This is a genomic window from Myroides sp. C15-4 (assembly GCF_050522745.1).
In the GTDB taxonomy this organism is placed as follows: domain Bacteria; phylum Bacteroidota; class Bacteroidia; order Flavobacteriales; family Flavobacteriaceae; genus Flavobacterium.
The window spans coordinates 1-23,295 of sequence record NZ_JBMVQX010000024.1 but is presented as its reverse complement, the minus strand read 5'-3'; the positions used below and the strand labels follow the sequence as shown (position 1 = coordinate 23,295).

The 23,295-nt window shown below is 37.9% G+C and carries 15 protein-coding genes and 1 pseudogene; 1 reads left to right on the top strand and 15 read right to left on the bottom strand.

The features are described 5' to 3' along the window. Positions 1-157 precede the first annotated feature (157 nt). The 10 genes and pseudogenes from ACPDHL_RS11110 to ACPDHL_RS11065 all read right to left on the bottom strand — a co-directional run bounded on the left by ACPDHL_RS11110 (position 158) and on the right by ACPDHL_RS11065 (position 8,426). Positions 158-820 (bottom strand): hypothetical protein, encoded by a 663-nt coding sequence (locus tag ACPDHL_RS11110; protein ID WP_430532826.1) that lies wholly within the window; start codon positions 818-820, stop codon positions 158-160. A gap of 2 nt (positions 821-822) precedes the next feature. Continuing rightward, positions 823-1,614: a nucleoside triphosphate pyrophosphohydrolase gene (gene mazG / locus ACPDHL_RS11105; RefSeq protein ID WP_430532825.1), complete on the bottom strand. Its 792-nt coding sequence runs from the start codon at positions 1,612-1,614 to the stop codon at positions 823-825. Positions 1,615-1,689: 75 nt separating this feature from the next. Then, entirely contained in the window at positions 1,690-2,103 is a 414-nt protein-coding gene (locus ACPDHL_RS11100; RefSeq protein WP_430532824.1) for a DUF5606 domain-containing protein, read from the bottom strand. A 57-nt stretch (positions 2,104-2,160) separates the two neighbouring features. Then, positions 2,161-2,748 carry a peptide deformylase gene (gene def / locus ACPDHL_RS11095; RefSeq protein WP_430532823.1) on the bottom strand — a complete coding sequence of 196 codons (588 nt, stop codon included), beginning with the start codon at positions 2,746-2,748 and terminating at the stop codon, positions 2,161-2,163. Between the two features lie 308 nt (positions 2,749-3,056). After that, complete coding sequence (locus ACPDHL_RS11090; RefSeq protein WP_430532822.1) at positions 3,057-3,638, bottom strand: non-canonical purine NTP diphosphatase; 582 nt, start codon at positions 3,636-3,638, stop codon at positions 3,057-3,059. A 119-nt stretch (positions 3,639-3,757) separates the two neighbouring features. Further along, entirely contained in the window at positions 3,758-3,928 is a 171-nt protein-coding gene (locus tag ACPDHL_RS11085; RefSeq protein WP_430532821.1) for a hypothetical protein, read from the bottom strand. A gap of 2 nt (positions 3,929-3,930) precedes the next feature. Next, positions 3,931-4,499: pseudogene (locus ACPDHL_RS11080) on the bottom strand (zeta toxin family protein). Between the two features lie 909 nt (positions 4,500-5,408). Next, positions 5,409-6,395: a fumarylacetoacetate hydrolase family protein gene (locus tag ACPDHL_RS11075; protein ID WP_430532820.1), complete on the bottom strand. Its 987-nt coding sequence runs from the start codon at positions 6,393-6,395 to the stop codon at positions 5,409-5,411. 143 nt (positions 6,396-6,538) lie between these two features. Then, on the bottom strand, positions 6,539-7,396 hold the full coding sequence (locus ACPDHL_RS11070; protein WP_430532819.1) for an HAD-IIB family hydrolase: 858 nt from the start codon (positions 7,394-7,396) through the stop codon (positions 6,539-6,541). A 7-nt stretch (positions 7,397-7,403) separates the two neighbouring features. Then, complete coding sequence (locus ACPDHL_RS11065; protein WP_430532818.1) at positions 7,404-8,426, bottom strand: threonine aldolase family protein; 1,023 nt, start codon at positions 8,424-8,426, stop codon at positions 7,404-7,406. A gap of 141 nt (positions 8,427-8,567) precedes the next feature. Here ACPDHL_RS11065 and ACPDHL_RS11060 point away from each other — a divergent pair, with 141 nt between their 5' ends. Next, positions 8,568-8,786, top strand: a complete 219-nt coding sequence (locus ACPDHL_RS11060; protein WP_430532817.1) for a DUF2007 domain-containing protein — start codon at positions 8,568-8,570, stop codon at positions 8,784-8,786. Positions 8,787-8,876: 90 nt separating this feature from the next. Here ACPDHL_RS11060 and ACPDHL_RS11055 read toward each other — a convergent pair whose 3' ends face one another. The 5 genes from ACPDHL_RS11055 to ACPDHL_RS11035 all read right to left on the bottom strand — a co-directional run bounded on the left by ACPDHL_RS11055 (position 8,877) and on the right by ACPDHL_RS11035 (position 22,238). Beyond that, positions 8,877-10,355: a hypothetical protein gene (locus ACPDHL_RS11055; protein ID WP_430532816.1), complete on the bottom strand. Its 1,479-nt coding sequence runs from the start codon at positions 10,353-10,355 to the stop codon at positions 8,877-8,879. Positions 10,356-10,410: 55 nt separating this feature from the next. Then, positions 10,411-20,061 carry a beta strand repeat-containing protein gene (locus tag ACPDHL_RS11050; RefSeq protein WP_430532815.1) on the bottom strand — a complete coding sequence of 3,217 codons (9,651 nt, stop codon included), beginning with the start codon at positions 20,059-20,061 and terminating at the stop codon, positions 10,411-10,413. A 728-nt stretch (positions 20,062-20,789) separates the two neighbouring features. Further along, on the bottom strand, positions 20,790-21,353 hold the full coding sequence (locus ACPDHL_RS11045) for a Crp/Fnr family transcriptional regulator (protein ID WP_430532814.1): 564 nt from the start codon (positions 21,351-21,353) through the stop codon (positions 20,790-20,792). A gap of 5 nt (positions 21,354-21,358) precedes the next feature. Further along, positions 21,359-22,006 (bottom strand): 3,4-dihydroxy-2-butanone-4-phosphate synthase, encoded by a 648-nt coding sequence (gene ribB / locus ACPDHL_RS11040; protein WP_430532813.1) that lies wholly within the window; start codon positions 22,004-22,006, stop codon positions 21,359-21,361. Between the two features lie 10 nt (positions 22,007-22,016). Then, on the bottom strand, positions 22,017-22,238 hold the full coding sequence (locus tag ACPDHL_RS11035) for a DUF2798 domain-containing protein (protein ID WP_430532812.1): 222 nt from the start codon (positions 22,236-22,238) through the stop codon (positions 22,017-22,019). Positions 22,239-23,295: the final 1,057 nt, after the last annotated feature.

Genomic DNA, 23,295 nt, shown 5'->3' with positions numbered 1-23,295 from the left:
ATAATTTGGTTTACAAAGTAGTTCAAATAAATTGAATGTCAAAACATTAAAAAGTTTTTACAAAATTATCTAAATAAATTGACTAAAATCAGAATACGATGCTAACTTTAACAAAAAGAAAAATTTATCCTACTAAAATAATGCTATAACAAACAATCTAGTAAGGCTTAAGTAGTAGAAATTCTTCTAACAAATGAATAAAAACACCATTTTCCGTTTGATAGCGTTTTTCTAGCTGCTCCCATACGCTTTTTTTTAGTTCTATACTAGTTTCATTGCTATCGGTATACGTTCGATCTCCTTCAAAATTTTGCTTTACTGTTGCGGATTGTCGTTTGAATTGATAGACTAGATCTCCATTATATTCTTTTTGAATTTTTGATTCGATATCGCTCGCTTTTTTTTCAATTCGGATGTTGCCCAAACTATCTTCTTTGGACGTAATACTTTTCCCTTGGTTGTCTGTAATGGTTAACGTCCCAAAAATATCAACTTTATAAGAGGCCTCATATCCCCTGATTTGCATATAATCCAGTACTAAATCCTGAAAAAACATTGATTTAGTATCCGTTTCCTTGTAATTGACTCCCATTTTCTTTTCCAAATACGCCTTATTGAATTCGATTGTATTCTTATTTGAATCGGTAAACGTGAGGTCATCAAAAATATTTTTCTTCAGTTTGGCTTCATAGCGATCAGACGTAAACACTAAATCATCAAAAACATCCTTTTGAATCCGTTGACCATAGGTAAACAAGGAGCAGAAAAAGAGCAGGGATAGGGTGCATTTTTTCATCCATTTGCTGTTATTTTTTTTCATTTTTATCCTTTTTTTGGTTGAGTTACTTGCTTGGCCTTCTCCCAGTAAACATCCATTTGCTCTACATTCATTTGAGGCAATTCTTTTTGGTCGGCTTGGATCAGTTCTTCCATGATTTGGAATCGCGATAAAAACTTCTGATTGGTTTGCGCTAAGGCGTGTTCGGGATCAATACCCACGAAGCGTGCGTAATTGACTAAAGAAAAGAGGATATCGCCGAATTCCTTTTCCATCAAGGCTTTATTTCCGGCTTGTTCTTCTACTTTAAATTCTTGTATTTCTTCTTCTACTTTTGCCCAAACGTCTGTTTTATCGCTCCAATCAAACCCAATACCACTTGCTTTTTCCTGCATGCGCAGGGCTTTTATAATGGCAGGTAAACTCGTTGGTACACCTTCAAGAACGGATTTTCGCCCTGCTTTTAGCTTGAGCTGCTCCCAGTTTTGCAAGACTTCTTGTTCATTGGCTACTTCTACATCTCCATAAATATGAGGATGTCTGTAAATCAGCTTGTCGCAAATGCCATCCGCAATAGTTTTGACGTCAAAGAGTCCTTGTTCACTTCCAATTTTGGCATAAAAGACAATATGCATCAATAAATCACCTAATTCGCCTTGCATTTCTTGGGCATCTCCCTTAGAAATGCCATCGGCTAATTCATACACTTCTTCAATCGTCAAAGCACGCAGGGATTCGAATGTTTGCTTTTTATCCCAAGGGCATTGTACTCTTAATTCATCCATTATCGTTAGCAATCGTCCGATGGCTGCTAGTTTTTCTTCTTGTGTATGCATGTGGTGTTTATTTATTGTCCTATAAAACTAAAAAAAGCTCGTTATATAACGAGCTTTTTTATCTATTCTTTTTTCTTATTTGTTTTCTTCAACTGCTTCTTGGAAAGCTTCTTGAATTAATCCTCTTTTTTGTACGATATTATACCAGTTAATTACTTTTTTAATATCTGAATTGTATACGCGCTCTGCATCGTAGTTTGGCAATACTTCTTGGAAGTACGCTACTAACTCTGGATCAGAAACTCGGTGTGAAATTGCTTCTCCGTTGTTTTCTTTTGTCGCGATATTTTTAAATACGTCAAAAAGTTTTACTTCTCCTTCGTGCGTGTATATTGATATTTCAGATAATAAACTAACGTTGTTTTTCAATCCTACTGTACTTCTCTTCCCGTCAACTAATGATTCTGCGATAAATCCTGTGCGTGTTTGAACAATTAACTCAAATAATCCTGGTTTACCAGAAATAGCTAATACTTTTTCTAAACTCATTTTCTAAAATTTTTCTTTTGTAACAAATATCTTAATTAGTTCTTAATTTCCAATTTTTTATCTACCTTTTTTAGTAGCAAATTTCATTTTATAGTCCGTAAACACTTTACCTTCCATAATATTCTTTAATCGCTTAGCAATTAATTTCTTTTTTAAACTTGACAACTTGTCTGTGAACAAGATTCCTTCAATGTGATCGTATTCGTGTTGAATCACACGAGCGGCTAACCCATTGATCGTTTCGGTATAGGTAGTGAAATTTTCATCGCAATATTCGATGGTAATTTGCTCTTTACGCACCACAAGTTCGTGTACATCGGGAATACTTAAACATCCTTCATTAAACGCCCATTCTTCACCTTCTTCACTTAAGATTTTTGCATTGATAAACGTTCTTTTATAGGTACTTAAAAACTCTTTTTCTTCTGGTGTATTATCCTCCATTTCGGCGAATGGCGCGCAATCAACTACAAATAAACGAATGGGTAATCCCACTTGAGGCGCTGCTAATCCAACTCCACTAGCTGAATACATCGTATCGTACATATTAGCAATTAATGCGTCTAGGTTTGGATAATCTTTTGTGATGTCTTCTCCTACTTTGCGTAAAACCGGATCTCCATATCCAACAATTGATAGTATCATAGTTGTTATTTTGTCTCTTTATTGTATTAAAATGATTGCAAAATTAATCAAATTTATAGTATTCTATAAGACTACAAAACTTTTTTCCGTTTAACTTTTACTCTTCTTGACTATTCGCTAGCCGATCTCCTACGCATTTTCCTGTTCCAGCTGCTTCGTTCTCGCTTACTAGCTACCATTAATACATTGATTAAGACAAGATTAAGCTAATACAGCTTTTTTATCACCCTAGTAGATAGCTGATTTTGGAGGGAATAAAAAAAATGTTCTTTTTTACTTTGGCGTTGATTCGACTAGCGTTTATATCCTTAGTCTTCTTTATGCTTTAAAAATGCTACGAGCTGAGCCACGGCTTTTCCTCTGTGGCTGACTGCATTTTTTTCTTCGAGGGTCAATTCGGCAAATGATTTGGTCATGCCTTCGGCTTGAAATAAAGGATCATACCCAAAACCGCCTGTTCCTTGTTCTTTTTGCAAGATCTCCCCCTCTATTATTCCTGTAAACAAGTGTTGTTCTCCATTGTAATGCAGGGCAATTACGGTTTTAAAATTAGCTTTTCGATTGGGTTGATCCGCTAATTCACGTAACAGCTTGTCGTTATTGGCTTGATCGTTTTTTTCCTCTCCAGCGTATCGCGCGGAATATACGCCAGGTGCTCCAGCTAAGGCCTCTACTTCAAGACCAGAATCATCAGCAAAACAATTGAATCCGTAGTGTCTTTTGATGTAATCGGCTTTGATTAACGCATTTCCCTCTATGGTAGTTGCAGTTTCTGGGATATCCACCATACATCCAATGTCTTCCAAACTCAAAATTTCAATGGAATCTGGTAGTTGATTTTTAATCTCTTTGATTTTATTCTTGTTGTTTGAAGCAAATATTAGTTTCATTTTGTTGTTATTTCTACTGCTTTTTGGTGATAGTATGGATACTATTTTTTACTTTTAAATAGCATAATGCCCCCCCTAAACCATATAGTATTATTAAAATTATTTTATTACAATGTATCTTATTTTCGAGCCGCAACTAAAGTAGTTGGTTTAACACGTACGATCTTATTATCTTTAATAATTACTATTTCACTGTTTTTTTCTTTTTTAAACTGAACCATCTTTTTGTAGGCTAATTCTAATCCAGACAAAATCTTAGCTTTTCTACTATCTCTTTCTTCTGTTTTCATACCTATCTTTTTAATTCATTAAACCTTTTATGTTCATGTACTCTTACTTCTTGTCCAAAAATCTTTTCAGCTATTAAAATTGGAGTACCTTCAGAATTATCAAAAATGAGCGCTTCATCAACAATGTCTAAATAAATTTCATACAAGTTTTTTATACCATTCACATATCTTCGCTCAATGACATCTTCGGCAATAAAATGTCCCCCTTCAAGTACTCTTGTTCTTACCCGTTCTTTAGCCAATTCTATTCTAATTAACCAAAAAAATAATAGTGTTGAATTATATCCTGATTTTCTCGCATCCATTATTTTACTTTTATAAATTTTTGTAGCTAACGTTGTTTCAAAAGCAAAATTTATCTGATCATGGAATAAATCATTTATTCTATTTAACATAATTCGACCTGCTTCAATTGCAACTTTTTCAGGTTGAAAAGGAGATAACCCTTTTGCTATTTCGTCTGCATTCACAAACTCCTTACAATCTAAAATTTCGGGTAATAAGGTAAATGAAGCAGTTGTTTTCCTGCACCATTACAACCAGCAATTATATACAAATTTTTGTCACTCATCTAACAAAGGTATGATATATTTCATGTCCCTCCTCATTTTTTTAGGCTATATATTAGACAAAACGAATCCCCGTTTTTTGAAATTTGATTCCTTTTTTCTCCTCATCTCTTTCTCACCCCTGGCTAAAAACAGAAGAATTTCCCTAAGAATACTTCGATCTTTATCCGAACTTTCTTCAACCCTTCTTCAATCCTTCTTCAACCCTTCTTCAACCTTTCTTCGACAAAAAGGTACATTTTCCTAGTATTCTCGAAGCATTGTCGAAGAAGTGTCGAACAAAACTACAACAAACCTCTCTCCTCTCCCATTTCACAGGGCGAACAAAGTCAGATCAATTGAGGTTCCCATTTTCACGTTTGGGTTCGCTCTTTTTTGCGTTTGAGTCCTTTTTTTTCGTTTACCTTCTTATTTAGCTCTACTATTGTAGTAGGTTAAAACTTGTGAGAAGAAAAAGCAGCATTTTATCTTGCCCTATGGGATTCTTTTTTGATATAAAATGGTTGAGTTAAAGTTTTATTAGAATCGTATAGGTGATCCAATGCTAAATTTCTTTTTCTAGGTTAGTAATTGATAAGGTGAATGAGAAGAACAAACTTGTAATGAGTTTGTTCTTTTTTTATTCCGTTTTGGGAACAAAAAAAGGTTTGATCTAGTGAAGATCAAACCTTTTTTTTGTGTAATTTGTGTGATTTGCACTTTGCACTTTATCTCACTTAGTTTATATTTTATTTTGGTGTTCAATGAATCTACGCTACGCTACGATTTGCACTTTGTGATTTGCACTTTATCTCACTTAGTTTATATTTTATTTTGGTGTTCAATGAATCTACGCTACGCTACGATTTGTGATTTGTGATTGCCATTCACCACTCACCATTCACCACTCACCACTCACCATTCACCACTCACTATTTCTTATATTCTTTCACTACTTGATTAATGCGTCCAAAGATGCTTTTTCCTTCTTTATCCATCATTTCGATTTCGATGCGATCTCCAAATTGCATAAATGGTGTTGAAGGTTTTCCATCTTTGATTGTTTCCAAGCAACGAACCTCAGCTAAACAGCTTGATCCTGTAGGGCTCCCTTGGTTTGCCACTGTACCTGATCCGATTACGGTTCCTGCCATTAATGAACGTGTTTTTGCTGCGTGAGCAACCAATTGTCCGAAGTTAAACGTCATATCCACACCTGCGTTTGGAGAACCTACTAATGTTCCATTTAAGGTTGAATGTAGGGGCAAGTGCAATTTTCCTTCTTTCCAATCTCCTGCTAATTCATCGGGTGTAACCACTACTGGAGCGAAAGCTGTCCAAGGTTTTGATTGATAAAATCCGAATTGTTTTCCCAATTCTGCTGGAATTAAATTTCTCAACGACACATCATTCAAGATCGTGATTAATTTAATGTGTTTCAATGCTTCCGCTGCGCTTACGCCTGGTGGCACATCATCTGTAATCACGGCTACTTCTGACTCAAAGTCAATTCCCCATGCTGCATCTTCTATTTCGATATCATCTGTAGCCCCGATAAAAGCGTCAGAGGCTCCCATATACATTAATGGATCGGTCCAGAAAGATGCTGGTAATTCTGCATTTCTCGCTTTGCGCACTAATTCCACATGTGTTACATACGCACTTCCATCAGCCCAATGATAAGCTCTAGGAATTGGTGCCATTACTTTAGCGGTGGTAAAATCAATGGTATTCGATAGTTTTCCTGCATTCAGCTTTTCATATACTTCTTTTAGAAGTGCTTCTTTCGTTTCCCATTGATCTAGTGCCTCTTGCATGGTAATCGCAATTTCGCTCACTGCAACTGCTTTTGTCAAATCTTTTGTTACAACGACTAATTGACCATCTCTTGTGCCATTATTGATACTAGCTAATTTCATGAATCTATGTTTTTTTAGTTTTTATTGTTTGGTTTATTGTGTGTTTTTCTTCTGTTCACTGGTGTAAAAAAGAAAAGCCGAAGGTATAAAAAAAATAGGGAATAGTATAATTTCCGCTTGAAACACACTAGATCTCCCTGTTTTTACCTCTTATCTTCCTGAGTGACGATGGATTGGATCGTTTGAGCGACTCCACTTTGATCATTGGATGGTATCACGTGTTGTGCTTGTGCTAAAATAGCAGGATGTGCATTGCTAACGGCGTAGGTATTAGCGGGTAAAGCCAGCATCCCCAGATCGTTTAGGTTATCGCCAAATAGGTGTACTTGTTCAGGCTTCATGGCATATTCTTGCATGAGATATGCAATTCCATGCTCTTTTGTTGCGGTTGCACTGGAAATTTCCAATACGAATTGATCGGGAATATACTGATCTTGAAGCAGTAAGCACTTTACTTGATTTCCTGCATGTTCTTGCAAATACAACTTTAGGGGAACTAAGGTTTCATAGTCGTCAATAAACATCACAACTAAGCCTTGGGTATCCCATGTTTCTGCTACTTGATGCAGGTGATTCACTTCGATAAAGCGAGGATCACGTGGGCGCATGGCCATAAAATACTGTAGTCCTTTGCTTGGTCTTTCTTGGTAGTAGATTCCTTCTTCAAAATGTTCGTTTAAGGTAAAGATCAAGGGCGAAATACCGTGTTCCCTGCCTAATGCTATTATCGTTTGTACAACGTCTTGTTCTATTCCATTAATTTTCAAAATCTTTTCCTTTTGCCAATCGTAGATAACGGCGCCGTTATTTAGCAATACGGGAAAATTCCACTGAATTTGTTGAATGACTTGCTGGGCGCTAGTCAGTCCTCTAGCCGTAGCAAAGCCAATTTTGTGTTTTGTTGTTGCCAGTTGGTTGAGCACTTCTTCGCTTTCCATGCTCAAGAAACCGTTACTTTGGAGTAAGGTTCCGTCTAAATCGGTAATAAATAGGTGTTCCATTGTATTTTTACTCTTCTAGCATTGAAATTAGTACATCTAACATGAGTTCATCTGTTGTCCAAGACGTGATCAGACGAACGGCTGCATATTCAGCATTGATGGGTTTCCACACATAAAAATCAAAGCGTTCTTGGAGGCGTTGAATTAACGGGAGTGGTAAAATAGGAAAAATCTGATTGCTTCTAGGTTCCACTAAAAAGGTGTACCCTTGTTGTTTAAAGGCTTGTGCTAATTTCATCGCCATATCATTGGCTTCTTGCGCTAATTTGAAATACAAATCGTCTTGAAAAAGTGCGGAGAATTGGATGCCCAATACTCTACCTTTAGCCAAGAGCGCTCCTCTTTGTTTGAGGTTATAGTCAAAATCAGTCACACAATCCGGGTTCGAAAATACGATTGCTTCGCCAAACAAGGCGCCATTTTTAGTTGCTCCAATATAGAATACATCTACTAGATTGGCAATTTTCTCTAGGGTTAAATCGTTCTCTACTGCGGTTAGGGCGTGTCCCAAACGCGCGCCGTCCATAAAGAGTGTTAATCCATTGGCTTTACAACAGGCAGAAATTTCTGCTAATTCACTTGCTGTGTAAATGGTTCCAAACTCGGTTGTATTGGAAATATAAACCACTTTGGGTTTTACCACATGGGGACGCAGTTGAAACAGGGCTATTGTTTGTTCAATTTGGGCTGGTGTAATTTTACCATCCTTGCTTTCAATGGGAATCACCTTGTGACCTGTCGCCTCGATGGCACCAGTTTCATTGGCATAAATATGTCCTGTATTGGCGCTAATTACGGCTTCATGTGGACGCAACAAAGCGGAGATCACCAAGAGATTGGCTTGTGTTCCACCAGATACAAAGTAAATTTCAGCAGCTGGTTTATTCATTTTACTGCGTAAAATAGCTTGGGCTTGAAGGGTATAATCATCTGCACCATACCCGTTTTGTTGTATAAAATTTGTTTCAAGTAATTTATCGAGAATAGCGGGATGTGCTCCCTCTGCATAGTCTATTTTGAGATTGTACATAGTCTTAGTCTTTACATCAAGTAAAAATAGGACTTTCTCTTGCATTTTACCGATACGCTAGACACAAAATATCAAAAAAAACGAAGGTAGATAGCTCATATGTAGGATAAAAATTGTATTTTTAAATAAAATAGTTAGAATATGGAGCACAAAAAATTATATGCCGGTAGTGAAATCATGGTTTTAGCCGTTCGAAACTTATTAGAACAGAACAATATAGCGTACATCATTCGCGATGATATTGAAGCTGGGCGAAGTGCTGGCTATGGTACATTAGGTAAAGCAGTTCACGTACTTGTGGAAGAAAAGGACCTTGATCAAGCAAAAAAACTAATACAAGAAAATAATATCGAAGAATAATTTAAACAGTAAGCATCTCAATTTGTTTAATACAAAAGAATTAGGTTAGAAAGAAAAAGAGGAAAAATAATTATTTTTCCTCTTTTTTGTTTATTCCATATAAGGTTCATTCTCATTTTTAGTTCTAATCTGTGGATTGACTACGGCTCCACATTGTATACCTGTGATTCGAATTGCAGCGGGTTGAGATTTTGTGCCGTCGCTTGCCTCCACGACATACTTAATTTCAGCTACCTCATCGGGTTCAAAATAAGCGTTGCTTAGCGTTAGGGTTACTTCTTCTCTACTTGAAGAATAGCTCCATTCTCCAACATTGGATTGAGTATAGGAAGTACCTACTTCATTGCCATTTGCATCGACAAACTGAAAAGAGCTTGGCTGTACAGCGAAGTCAAGATCCTCAAAAACAGGGACTGTAATTGCTGCATTTCGGCTTTCTCCTGTATCACTCACGCACATTTCTTCTTGAATATCCTCTAGGATCAGTGCATTGGGAATAGCGATTTTTACATTTCGAATAATGGTTTTCTGTTGGGTAAAATTCCCTGTAGAAGCCGTAAAACCTACTTTTACACGGTCTGGAATTGGGGCTTTAACATCATAGAGATCATTCATTTTATCGTAGGTTTTAAATGAAGTTTCATATTTAAAATCTTCGATAAGGACAATCTCTCTACTACCTTCTTTGGCTTTCACTGTAATGTACATCCCCTCACCGTTACTAGCTGGTTCAAGTTCAACAACGATCTTTTGAAAATTTAGATTGGTATGTGTTCCACCATTTCCCACATCAAAATTTGCTGCATCTGTATTGCGATCAAACGCGTATTCTCCCGTATGGTAGTTCAACGTTGCCATGGAAATTTCACCAGCACTAACAGACGTTCCGCCAAAGTATTTGGTGAGTAAAACGGGATTTCCATTATATCCATAGGCCATATAGTAAGAAGCATGTGCCCCTCTTAAGGTAATGTGATTTCGTTGGTATCGCCCAAAGTCATTTTGATAATACCCTGCTTGTTCAAATCGAGCTGGAGAAATCCCTTCACGTCGATGTTCATTGGTGCTAAAAAAATTCTTAAACCCACCACCAACATCAAAGGCTACAGCTAGATATGCTCCTTTTAGACTGGGTTTTCGACCACTAATACCGTTGGCTTCGTTAAAGGCATAGCCCAAAGCTTCAAATCCATACCCTAAATCCAGTCTTTCATTTGCGTCATAAAGGAATAGTGCTAGTCCTTCTCCTTTTCCAAAAGCAGGTTGTCCCAAGGCAGCCATTGCATATTCAAACTCGATCACAACACCTTCTCTTAGGTCAATTTCTAGGTTATCAATAGCAAAAGCGCTATGCGCTACCCTTTTATCGGTTAATACTAAACCTTCTGAGGTATAGCGATCATATCCAGAAGGCGAGTTTCCGCCACTATCAGATTGTTCTACAATTCCGGGCGGTGGGGATCCATTGCCTTCGGTTAAAGGCAAATGATAGGATCCACTTCTTGTTTGCTGTGCTTGTATAGTCAGTACGCTAAAGCAAGCCAGTATCATAAACGCACACTTTTTCATTTTTTGCTTATTAAACGCACAAAGAAGATTCCCTCTCCTTGTGCGTTGTGAATACTTACTTTACTTCTAATACGATATTAAAAAACGTTCTACCTGTAGGTCTGACACCGCTTCTCATTTTATAGGTCATTACGCCGTCATTACTCATACGCACATCATAAAAGATAGCCGTATCATAGTAAGTAACGTGATAGTTTAGTTCATTTCTTCCAACTACGGGTAAAGAAGGATAAGACCCCGCGCTATCATTGGATACCATAGGGCTTCCAAATTGTTCTCTGTATTCGTCATATACTTTTAAAGTACCTGATCCACCTGAAACAATTTCTACGTACATCGCAGGTAAATAGAAGAACTTCGGCATTCCATTTGAACCACTTCCCCCTTCTTGCGCTTCTTGAAAGGATGCACCACCCGATCCATCTGCGGTTAGTACATAACCTGAACGCGCATTACCTGAATCGATTTTATCTTCCTCTACTCCTTTGTTTCGGATCACACTTCCATAAACCGCACTTGAATCTAACTCATTATGTCCCACTGCATTGCTAGCAATTTTATCCGTAGTAATGGCACTATTTCTAATCACAGCCCCATAAACGGCATCGCGATCTAATTCATCATACCCAACGGCTTTACTAGCGATTTTATCTGTTGTAATGGCTTGATCTTTAATTACAGATCCATAAACGGCATCGCGTTTTAATTGTGTATACCCCACGGCATCATTTGTTATATACTCCGTATCAATTGATTTTTCTTTAATTTCTAGGGTTACATTTTTCAATACGGCATTGTTACCATTGGATACTTTGATTGGTCCTTCACCATATAGTTCACCTGATCCCGTATTTCCTGTTGCGGCTGCTTTAAATTCAGCACCACCAGAACCATCTGCAGTTAACACATAACCCGAACGTGCATCACCTGAATCAATTTTATCTTCATTAACCCCTTGATCTTTCAAAATAGCCCCATACACTGCGTTACTTCTTAATTCATTATAGCCAACAGCATTGTTCGCTAGTTTAGCTTGTGTAACGGCCTTACCCTCTAATTGAGCTGTTCCCACTGCTTCGGTATCAATGTGGATTGTTTTCACTGCTTTACCGCCTATTTTTGCACTTGTTACTGCAAAATTTTTCAATTCCGATGTCCCAATAGCCTCATCAGCAATGTGTTTGGTTTTAATTCCACCACTGCTAATATCTAAGGTTACATCTTTCAATACGGCTAAATTTCCGTTTTGAATATCAAATAATCCACTTTCTTTACTCGTTAAATTACCTTTGCTTATTTCACTAGAAGCAACAGGTTTAAAGGCTACTCTTCCTGAGGACTCTACGGTTAAAACATGTCCTACAGAAGCTCTTTCGGGATCTATTTTTTCAATCGTTACGGCTTTATCGGCTAAAGCTCTTGTACTAACTGCCTCATTATCTAGATGTCGTTCTTCAATATTTTGAACATAAATGTGATTTTTTCTAATCGCAGCATCGACAATTTTAGTATAGGTGATTGTATTTTCTGCTATTTTTTCTCCAGTGACAGCCCCTGTATCTAATTTTGCTGTTCCGACGGCTTTACTTGCAATTGTTCGGGCATTTACGGCATTATCGGCTAGTTTAGCATTGTCTATTCCTTTATTGGCTACACTAATAGTTACATCCTGTAAAGCGGCTCTTTCACCACCAACGATGGTTATTCCAGCTCCTTCTGCTATAGTTTTACCTGAACCCGCAATGGCATCATGGATACTTTTAAACTTAGCGGCTCCTTGTCCATCAGCCGTTAAAACCAAACCACTGCTAATTCCCGAAGTTCCTATTTTATCCTCTGTAATTTCTCTTGTATCAATATGTTTATTTTTAATTCCTTTTTCAGCGACTTTAATTGTCAAGTTTTGCAACACAGCCTTATTATTTGCCGTTACTTCTAACGAGCTGTCCGAGGTAACTGCTTTTCCTTGTGTTGTGGCTAAATCAGTCAAAGTTTTAAAACTTGTGTTTCCGCTGCCATCAGCTGCTAATACTGCGCCATTGGCTGCATTTGTATTTCCCTCTTTCGAGCTAATTTTATCCTTCGTTACTGCTAAAGCATCCAAGTGTTTGTTTTTCACTCCTGCATGGGCAATGGCAATACTTGTTTCAGAGAGTAGGGCTTTATTGTTTGCCGTTACGTCAATAGAAGTATCAGCAATTAAATTCGCTCCTTTTCCTGCAAAAGCAGACTCATTTAAGGCTTGATAGGCAACCGTTCCACCTCCTATTGCTGTGAGCACGCTGTTTACAGCTGCATTTTCAGCAGAAATTTTTGCTGTGGTCACTGCGCCATTAGCTAATTTTGAGGTCTGAACTCCACCATCTTTTACATCGATTGTAGTCAAGGCCAATACGGCATTTTTACCTGTTGTACCATCAGCAAATGCTAAAGCATCCCCCAAAGTAAGATCAACACCTCCTGCTTGTGCAGCTTCTTGCAATACGTAGTTAAAGCCCCCTTGACCATCTGTTACCAAAATATGGTTCACGTCTACATTGGTATTGCCGTCTTTTGAACTTAACTTATCTTTTGTAATGCTGTTATTTGCAATACTTAAGTTTACGTCTTTTAATAGGGTATTTACGCCATTACCTCCTGTCATTTGGATAATGTTGTCTGTGGTCAAATTTCCTGCAGTATCTGTTACAATATCGCCTAATTCACCCCAAACCACTTCATTGTTTTCTCCACTTATCAGGACACTTTTTGCTGTAACACCTTGAGAAGATAGCTTATTAGCCGTAACAGCTAAGTTGTCAATTTGCTCATTTTTTACTGCTTGATCAGCTAATTGAGTCGTTGTGATTCCCTTGGCTTTAATACCCAGTGTAATATCCTTTAACACACTAGCGCTACCATCATCTGTTACCGTAATAATACCATCCGTTGCTAGTGTTCCTTTATTGACAATATGATCCGTTGTAAGAGGTACATAATTAACCGAAACGCCATTTGCTCCCACGGTAGCTACAGCTCCTGCTGGGGCATTTCCTCCATTTAGCTTGTCAGCGGTTATGGAAGTAGGAGCAATTCCCAATTCTACATCGGCTAACACTTTATCCACACCATTGTCTACTGTGACAATACCATCCGTTTTAATTTGTCCTTTGCTGGTGAGTATTTGGGTAGAAATCGGTTGATAGGTTACTGTACCTGTGGCATCGGCTAAAGCTACGCGATTTTCTGTTCCATTACCTGCGGTCAATTTAGACGCTGCTATTGTTTTTACCTTGATATTATTATTCTCAATGGTTTCACTGGCAATATGGGTTCCTGTAACTCCTCCTACATTAATTTTCACATTTACTTGCTTGTTAGCATCGCCAAACAATACGTTTTCTCCGTCTTCGATAACGAGGGAGTTATCACTAACTAAATCCCCCTGCATCGCTGGTGTTACTACATTTTTAATGGGGAAAAACTGAGTGTTTCCAGATCCATCAGCGGTTAATACCTCACCTTTGGTTGCTTCTAAGGACGCAATTTTATTTGCTGTTACAGCCAAATCTTGAAGATGTGTATTGGCAATTCCCTCTGCTTTTACTTGCAGTCCAATGTTTTCCAATACCGCTTTTGAAGCGTTTCCTGTCACCTCTAAGGAAGAGTCAACCGTTAGGGGTTGTCCTGTAACAGCAACGGTCATTGGTTGATATTTTACAGAACCATCTTGTTGTACAATTGGCACATAATTGGCTTTATCTGCACCTGCAAATAATTTATCTTCTGTTATCGCTTTAGCGGCTACTTTTTCTGTGGTTACGCCACTGTCTTTTAACGAAATTGACAGAGCAGCCAAGGCTGCTTTTTCTCCTCCTATGACTTCAATAGCATCGCCTGCTGTTACTGTTTTTCCTTGGGCAGCAATAACATTGAATAGCTCTTGTTTAACCGAAATATCATTTAATAGTTCCGTAATATTTTCAATGATTGTACCTTGAATATCAATAACTGTTAAAGGGTCTGTGCTCGATTTGTCATAGAATTCATATACACCTTTTCCACGATCTATGATCGATAAGGTATTCGCATCAAAAGCTACTCCTGTACCAATAATATTTCCATCACGGTCTACATCGCTCTCATTGTAATACACGAATGTTCCATTGTCCTGTACCGCTAAGAGGGTTACTTTTTCGTGGGCCTGTACGATCTCTTTGATGATGTCATGGTCCCCATTGACCCATTGCGCTTTATTTGAATCATTGGTAATCAGCAATTGCTTTGCTCTTCCTCCTTTGATTTTGGCTGTTGTAACTGCTTCATCGGCAATACTCAAGGTTACTTCTTTCAAAACAGCGTCTGTTTCACTAGTCAAACCATTGATTAAAATTCCATCTCCTGATAAAGCCGCTTTTTCTAGCTCAAGACGCTCTAACTGTTCAATTTTAGCTGATAAGCTGATAATTGCTTCCTCTACATTGTTGTATACTAGGGTTGAATCATCGCTAAAAACAATGGATTTTGCACGGGTATCAATCGTGGCTAAAACGGCTTGACCTGTTATATCCGACTGATCTTTAAACACATAAACAAAAGGTTCGGCTTGCGTAATAGACAGGGTATTAGCATCGAATAAAACTCCGGATGCATTGGGTTTGATATTTCCTGAGCTATCGACCTGATTTTCGTTATAATACGTGAATGTTCCATCACCATTGTCGATTAGACGCGTTACCGATTCATTCGATTCAACAATAATTTTGATTAATTCATCATTGCTATCTAACCACTTTACTACCCCGTTTTTATCGGTCCCTAAGATTCTATTTGCTCCATCGGGTGCTATTTTTTGTGTGGTTACCGCTTTTTCTCTTAGTTTAGAAGTAGAAACAGCCTCATCTGCTAATTTAGCCTCTGTAATTCCGCGATTCGTTACATCTAGGGTTACATCTTGTAGGGCTGCATGCTCTCCACCAACTACTGAAATAGAAGCACCACCCGTAATTTGCTTTCCACCGTCTCCTAAAACATCACCCAGTGTTTTAAACTCAGCACCTCCTTGGCTATTGGATGTCAATACTAATCCCTGTCCCACATCCAAAGAACCAATTTTATCGGCAGTTACCGCTTGGTTATCCAGGTGCTTGGTTTTAATTCCGCTTTCAGCTATATCAATACTCAAATCTTGTAAAAGCGCTTTGTTGGCTGTAATTTTCAACGTTTGTTCTGCAGAAGTCATAACCTTCCCTTGTTCAATGGCAATATCCTCCAGCGTTTTAAAGCTTGCATTTCCTTCGCCATCCGAAGCTAAAAGGGTACTTTCCGCAGCTGCTTCAGCATTGATTTTAGTAGCAGTTATTGTGTTATCTTTCAGGTGTTTATTTTCTACTCCTTGATTGGCAATGCCAATGATCGTTTCGTGTAAAACAGCACCATTATTTTCAGGTATTTGCAAGGAGCCATCTGACTTTAGATCCGCTGCTGCTCCCTCAAAAGCGGCATCGTTTAACTTTTTATACGCAACATGTCCTTGTCCATCTGCGGTTAATACGGTGTTTTCTGCTGCCCCTACGGCTGATATTTTAACGGCTGATACAGCGCCATCTGCCAATTTTTCTGTTGTAATTCCCTGATCGCTAATTCCAATCTTCGTATCAGCTAGTACAGCCGAAATTCCATTCGTTCCCTCGAGAAACTCCAATTCACTGCTCAGGGTTAAATCTTCACCTGCCTGTACAATGCTCTCGCGATCAACATAGGTAAAACCGCCATTGGCGTTTGTAACCATCACCATTCCAGCTGTAGAACCTTCACTGCTAAGTTTGTTTATTTGAATCGTTTGATCGGCAATTTGTTGATTGGTAATACTGTTGTCTTTAATTCCCAGTTCTACATCATTAAATAGCGAATTAATGCCATCTCCTGCTTTCAATTCCACAATGCCATCTGTTGTTAAATTACCTGCTGCATCGGTTACAATATCATCTAATTCGCCCCATTTTACTACCCCTACTTCATCAATAACCATGACGCGTTTTGGCGGTTCATTACCTGCAGATAGTTTGTCTACCGTTATGGTAGTAGGAGCAATTTGCTCATTTGTAATCGTATGATTGGCAATTTTATCAGCCGTAATAGACTGATCAACAATACTCAAGGTAGCTTCTTTTAAGAGAGCGTCCTCTAGTTGATTAGCCTGATTTACTGCAATAATTCCATCTGTTTTTAAAGGAGCTTTATCGGCAATATTTTCCCCTTTTAGCGCTTGATACGTTACCGTACCATCGGCATTTGCTGTGGCTACACTACCTGCTTGTGCCCCTTCGGCGCTCAATTTCAAAGCGGTTACAGCCGTATCATTCAGTCCTAAATGCACATCACTTAGCACCTTTCCTGTGCCATTATCCGAGACAGAAACGATACCATCTGTGGTAATATTCCCTTTGCCAGAAATAGCAGCGGCTTCAACTGGCAAATAACTGACTGTCCCGTTTGCATTTACAGTAGCTACCGCTCCTACTTGTTCCCCTGTGGCGTTTAATTTTACTGCTTGAATCGTTTGAGTGGCGATATTTTCGTTGGTAATCGTTCTATTGCCAATATGCTCACCTCTTACTCCACCTTTATTGATGGCGATGGTAACTTTTTTATTTTGATCACCGAAAAGGACATTTTCACCTCCACCAACAATGTTAATTACCCCAGCTTCACCAGCTAAATCACCTTGCATAGCGGGTCTTACTGCCTCATCTGCTGGTTGGAAGAAAGCTTGACCTAATCCATTAGCGGATAAAATTGTCGATTTAGCTGCCTGTTCTGCATCTATTTTATCAACAGTAACAGCACCATCAGCTAAGTGTTGGTTTTTTATTCCCGATTCTTTGACATTAATCGTAACTCCTGTTAGCACTGCTTTTTCACCACCAGTAATCGCTATGGATTCATCTGTACTTTCCAGCTGTTTTCCTTGATCAGCTATCGTTGTATACAGGGCATTTTGAACCGTTGTATCATTTACTATCTTATCGATATTGGCAATAACGCTGGCTGTTACGTCAATTGTTGCTATAGGAGCATCACTGGATTTGTCGTAAAAATTAAAGGTACCCGTTCCTTGATCGTTGGCATCTAAAACTTCTACTACACGCAGTGTATTGGCATCAAAGTTTACTCCATTTTCAGGTCGAACTAAATTTCCTTCTTTATCAAAACAAGACTCATTGTAATAAGTAAAACTTCCTTTTCCAGAATCTACAATATAGGTTATGGCTTGATTACCATTTAAGATCTCTTTGATAATCGCATCAGAAGCATCAATCCATTGCACCTCTCCTATTTCATTTGTCACTAGCAATTGTCCTCTTTTAGGTCCTGGTGCAATTTTATCTGTTGTCACTGCTTGAGGCGCTAGGGTTGGTGTTGTCACCCCTTCCTCAGCAATGCTAAGTTGAACAGCTTCTAAGACGCTTTTGGCACCACCTTCAATAGCAATCGATTGATTGGGAGATTGAAGTGATTTACCTTGAGCAGCGACAGTCTCAAAAATCTGTTCGCGAACTTCTTCTTTGTTTAAGATTTCGGTTATATTTTCGATAATTGTTTCTACAATATCAATTTCAGCTAGAGCATCTCCTGTTCGAGTATGTCCATCGCGGAATACATATTGACCTTGTCCATTCGTGGAGATAGTCATCGTGTTGGCATCAAAGGCCATACCTCCACCAATTATCTGACCATCCTTATCTACACTTTCTTCATTGTAGTACACAAATGTACCTTGATTTTGATTTACTGTTAAAAGCGTTATTCTTTCATTAAAAGCAACAATATCTTTGATTACTTCATCCGAAGCAGGAACCCATTCTGCCTGTCCATTTTTTGTCACTAAGATAAACTTATCTCCACCCGGTGCAATTTTATCCGTTGTAATTCCCTGTGGTGCAACCGAAATCTTGGTATGAACTAAAACAGCCTTTTCTCCACCTTCCACAACAATAGAAGCATCTGCTTCGGTTAAGTTTTTCGCTTGACCTGTAATTGTATCGTAGATTTGCTGTACTACTGTTTCTTCATTTAAGATGTCTGTAATATTTTCAATTACTGTTCCTACAATATCAATTTCAGCTAAAGGCGTACCAGTTTGCGTTTTTCCATCACGAAAGATGTATTTTCCCTTTCCGTTATTGGTAATCGTCAATGTATTGGCGTCAAAAGGAGTACCAGGTCCAATTAAAGTTCCCTTGTGATCGAAATCACTTTCACTGTAGTACGTAAAAGTTCCATCAGCAGCACTTGTATCTAAAACGGTAATTGTTTCATTTTTGATCACTACTTCTTTCATAATTTCATCCGTAGCTGGGATCCACTGTACCGCTCCATTTTTGGTTACTAAGATATACTTATCTGTACCAGGTGCAATTTTAGCTGTTGTTACTGCCGCGTCATTTAGTTTATAGGTAGTCACTGCATAATCAGCTAGTTTTTGTTCTGAAATAGCACCATCTGCAATGGTTAACAGCATCTCTTTCAATACAGCCCCCTCTAATCGAGTCGTTCCATTGATTAAAATTCCCCCCCCTTCTACTGCTTCTGGTGTACCTTGTGCAATTTCAATTTTATTGATAATATTTTCAATTACACTTTGCAAGTTATCACCTTCAATCACCGTACTGTTATTGTTGTAATAAATCGCATTGGCACGTGTGCTAATGGTCATCAGTGGCTGCTGAAGCGAAGTCATTCCATCATAAAAGTCATAAATACCACGCTGTTCATTTCCTTCTCTTTCTTTAATTCTCAAGGTATTGGCATCAAATACGACTCCTCTATCGCGAATAGGTGATCCTGTTTGACTGTCAATGGCATTTTCATTGTAATAGGTAAATGTACCATTGTGGTTATCTTCTAGAATTGTCACACGTTCATTGGCACGTACCGCCTCTTGGATAACTTCATCTGTCACCGCTACCCACTTTACCTCTCCTGTGGCATCGGTAACTAACAGCTGTTTAGTACTTCCTGGTTTGATTTTGGTTGTTGTAATACTACGGTCTTTCACCTGAAGCGTTGTTGGATGTAAAACCGCTTGTTCACCTCCAATTACCTCAATAATTTCATCTCCACTTATTGCTTTTCCATGTGCACTAATTAATTGAACAATTTCATTTTTCACTGCATTATCCTCCAAAATAGTGGTAATATTTTCAATCACATCCGCAGGAATATCAAGTACCGTTTGCGTTTGGTCCTCAGACGTATAGGTATACTTTCCGTTTCTATTTGATTCAAGTGTGGTTAAAATATTTACATCGGCCAAAGGCACTGATACCGTATGATTTTTAGAATCGCGCAAGAATAGTGTTTCCTCCACGGGATTAACAGCTAGCTCTTCATTTTTTGCCACCTCTTTTAAGAAATCGTCCGTTGAGGTGATTAGACGCACCCAACGATTGGCAAACCAATAGTAGTACCCTGGTTTTAAGTCTGCGTTATCCGTTGTATTAAATACCAACAAACTGTTGGGCGTTTTACCACCATTTAGATTCGAACTATCCGAAATTGAAAGTAAGGGAATTCGCGGAATAAGAACTCCTTTGTAAGATCCTGTTTTTGCCTCAACATCTAAAAGTGCAGCTGGATTTGGATTAGCTGTACCAATCCCTACCTGTGCAAAGGTGATTCCCGACACCATGAGCAACGCAACTGAAAGTACATTTTTTTTCATAAACTACTATTTATTTCAACTATGTATTTTTTAAATCGAAGAAAAAGTACAAAAAACTAAATTTTCCTCATTATTATTACAATAATCAAATACTATACCAAATGAGATTTTTTTGTATTTTATGTTATTTTTATTAAAAAAGATATTTTAATCTTTTTTTGTAAAAGCTTAAAAATCAATAATTTTCATTTTAAAACCGATGAATTCACTTTTTTTAAAAAATGTTGAAAAAAGAAGCGAATACCCCCTATTCTTTTTCATTGAATGCTTCATTTAGGGTTTGCTTGCTTTGCGTTTACGTCATCCTCGATCTACTTTCATTATTCCTTGTTTTTTTAAAAAAAGACTTCTTTATCCAACGATTAAAACTCAAAAAACACGAATAAATAGATATGAAATAAAGCAACAAACGCACACATATCAACATAAAAAAACTAATAAATAAGTTATTCTTAATTTATTAGGATAAATAAAAAAACACAAAAACATTTTTACATAAAATAACCTAATAAACTGTTTTATTTATCTCTATAAGAATAAAATAGTTTTAACAGATCACTTCATTTTAACCCCTTATCGCTTAGGCTATCTGTTTACTCTTCTCTTTTTGTCCATGTCACTGGATTTGAATTCACTCTTTGTTCAGCTTCTTCTATTCCCTAACGAAATAAAAAAAGCTTACCACTGCGGATTCAGTGGTAAGCTTGGAAATTAAATGTATAAAATAATTATTTTGCTTTGATTCTACTCAAGGTTTCCTGTGAAACACCTAAGTAGGAAGCGACAATTTTATTGGGTAATCGCTGTACGATCTTTGGATTTTGTGCGAGTAATTGTTGGTAACGCATAGTAGCATCCATCGTTACAAGGGCAAAAAAACGACTGGTATTGTTGATGTATGCAAATTCTAAATATTTGCGATAGAATTTTTCCCATTGGGGAACACGGTCAAGTAATTCATAGAAATGCGTATGCGAAATGACATAGACATCTGAAGCTTCTAATGCTTGCATATATTCTTCTTCGCTCTGTCCTTGAATAAAGCTAACTAAGGTGGTGGCGAATTGATTTTCAAAGGCAAAGAAGCGCGTGGTATCTTGTCCTGCTTCATTAATGTAAAAGATACGCAAACACCCTTTGCAAACGAAATACATTTTTTGCGTTTGATTTACTCCTGTATTTAGCTGCTCTCCTTTTTTCACCTTTTCATAGGTAAAATAAGAGAGAATCACATCGAGTTCTTCATCTTTTACGTCAATACGCGCTTGAATATAATCAATCAGCTGCTTCATACTCCTTAGTTTTCACTAACAAAAGTACGATAATACACAATATCCGCAATTGTTAGTACAGTCATTTTATGCGCAACAGCGAATTCAATAGCTTCGGGTAAACGAGCCATTGTACCATCGTCATTCATCAATTCACACAACACCGCTTCGGAAGGTAATCCTGCTAGTTTCATCAAATCTACACTGCCTTCTGTATGTCCATTGCGCTCCAATACTCCTCCTCTTTTTGCACGCAAGGGAAAAATATGCCCTGGTCTAGCTAAATCATACGCTGTTGCATTTTTATCACTTGCCGCGCGAACTGTTGTTAAGCGATCCGCAGCAGATAAACCTGTAGTCACCCCTTTTGCCGCTTCAATCGTTACTGTAAAAGGCGTTTGGAATTGACTCGTATTTTCTGTCACCATATAAGGTAAAGCCAACGTATCTGCTTTTTCATTGCTTAAACACAAACAAATAACCCCGCTGCAGTAACGGATCAATAAAGCCATGTCCTGTTCCGACATTAAATGAGCGGAAAAAATAACATCGGCCTCATTTTCTCTGTCTTTATCATCCAATAACAACACGCCTTTGCCTACTTTTAAAAAACTCAACGCGCGTTCTACGCGTTCTTGACTACTTTTTCCAAATTCTTGTAGCTTGTCTTCCATCTTATCCTATTTATTCTTTAATTAATTTTTCTGCATATCTTCTCGCTCGAGGAATAATCAAAAAAGCAGAGGCATACGCCACAGGAAGCATAACACTCCACGCTTTTAAGAATAAAAAGAACCAGCCTTCTTGAAACCCATAATTGCGGAGTATCCCAACAAAAGCCATAATCAACGTCATGGGAATTACCACAAATAAAGTATTGACATACTTGTAATATCTACTATTCATCTTTTATATTTTTTTACTGCTACAAAGATGAATCGATGGAAGAAGAAAGACATTGACTTAGGTCAATAAATGGTGAGTGGAAATGGGAAATGAGAAATGGGAGATGAGAGATGAGAGATGAGAAATGGGAAATGGGTGATGAGAAATGAGAGATGAGAAATGAGAGATGAGAAATGAGAGATGAGAGATGAGAGATGAGAGATGAGAGATGAGAGATGAGAGATGAGAGATGAGAGATGAGAAATGAGAAATGAGAGATGAGAAATGAGAGATGAGAGATGAGAAATGGGTGATGAGAAATGAGAGATGAGAGATGAGAGATGAGAGATGAGAAATGGGAAATGGGTGATGAGAAATGAGAGATGAGAGATGAGAGATGAGAGATGGGTGATGAGAAATGAGAAATGAGAAATGAGAAATGAGAGATGGGAAATGGGTGATGAGAAATGAGAGATGGGAAATGAGAGATGGGAAATGGGTGATGAGAAATGAGAGATGAGAAATGAGAGATGAGAAATGAGAGATGAGAGATGAGAAATGGGTGATGAGAAATGAGAAATGAGAGATGAGAGATGAGAGATGAGAGATGAGAAATGGGTGATGAGAAATGAGAAATGGGTGATGAGAAATGAGAGATGAGAGATGAGAGATGAGAGATGAGAAATGAGAGATGAGAAATGAGAAATGGGTGATGAGAAATGAGAGATGGGAAATGGGTGATGAGAAATGAGAGATGAGAAATGAGAAATGAGAGATGAGAGATGAGAGATGAGAGATGAGAGATGAGAGATGAGAGATGAGAAATGGGTGATGAGAAATGAGAGATGGGAAATGAGAGATGGGAAATGGGTGATGAGAAATGAGAGATGAGAGATGAGAAAGAGATGCAAACCGCACAACGAGCAAAGAACAAAGCACAAAGCAAAAAAAAGGATTCCTACAATAGAAATCCTTTTTATGCTAAGAAAATTTTCACTCACCCTGTACGTCCCTGACATAGGTTGACCATAAAAATTCAATTTTCCTATGAAAGTCAACGTTCAACAAATTAAAAAAA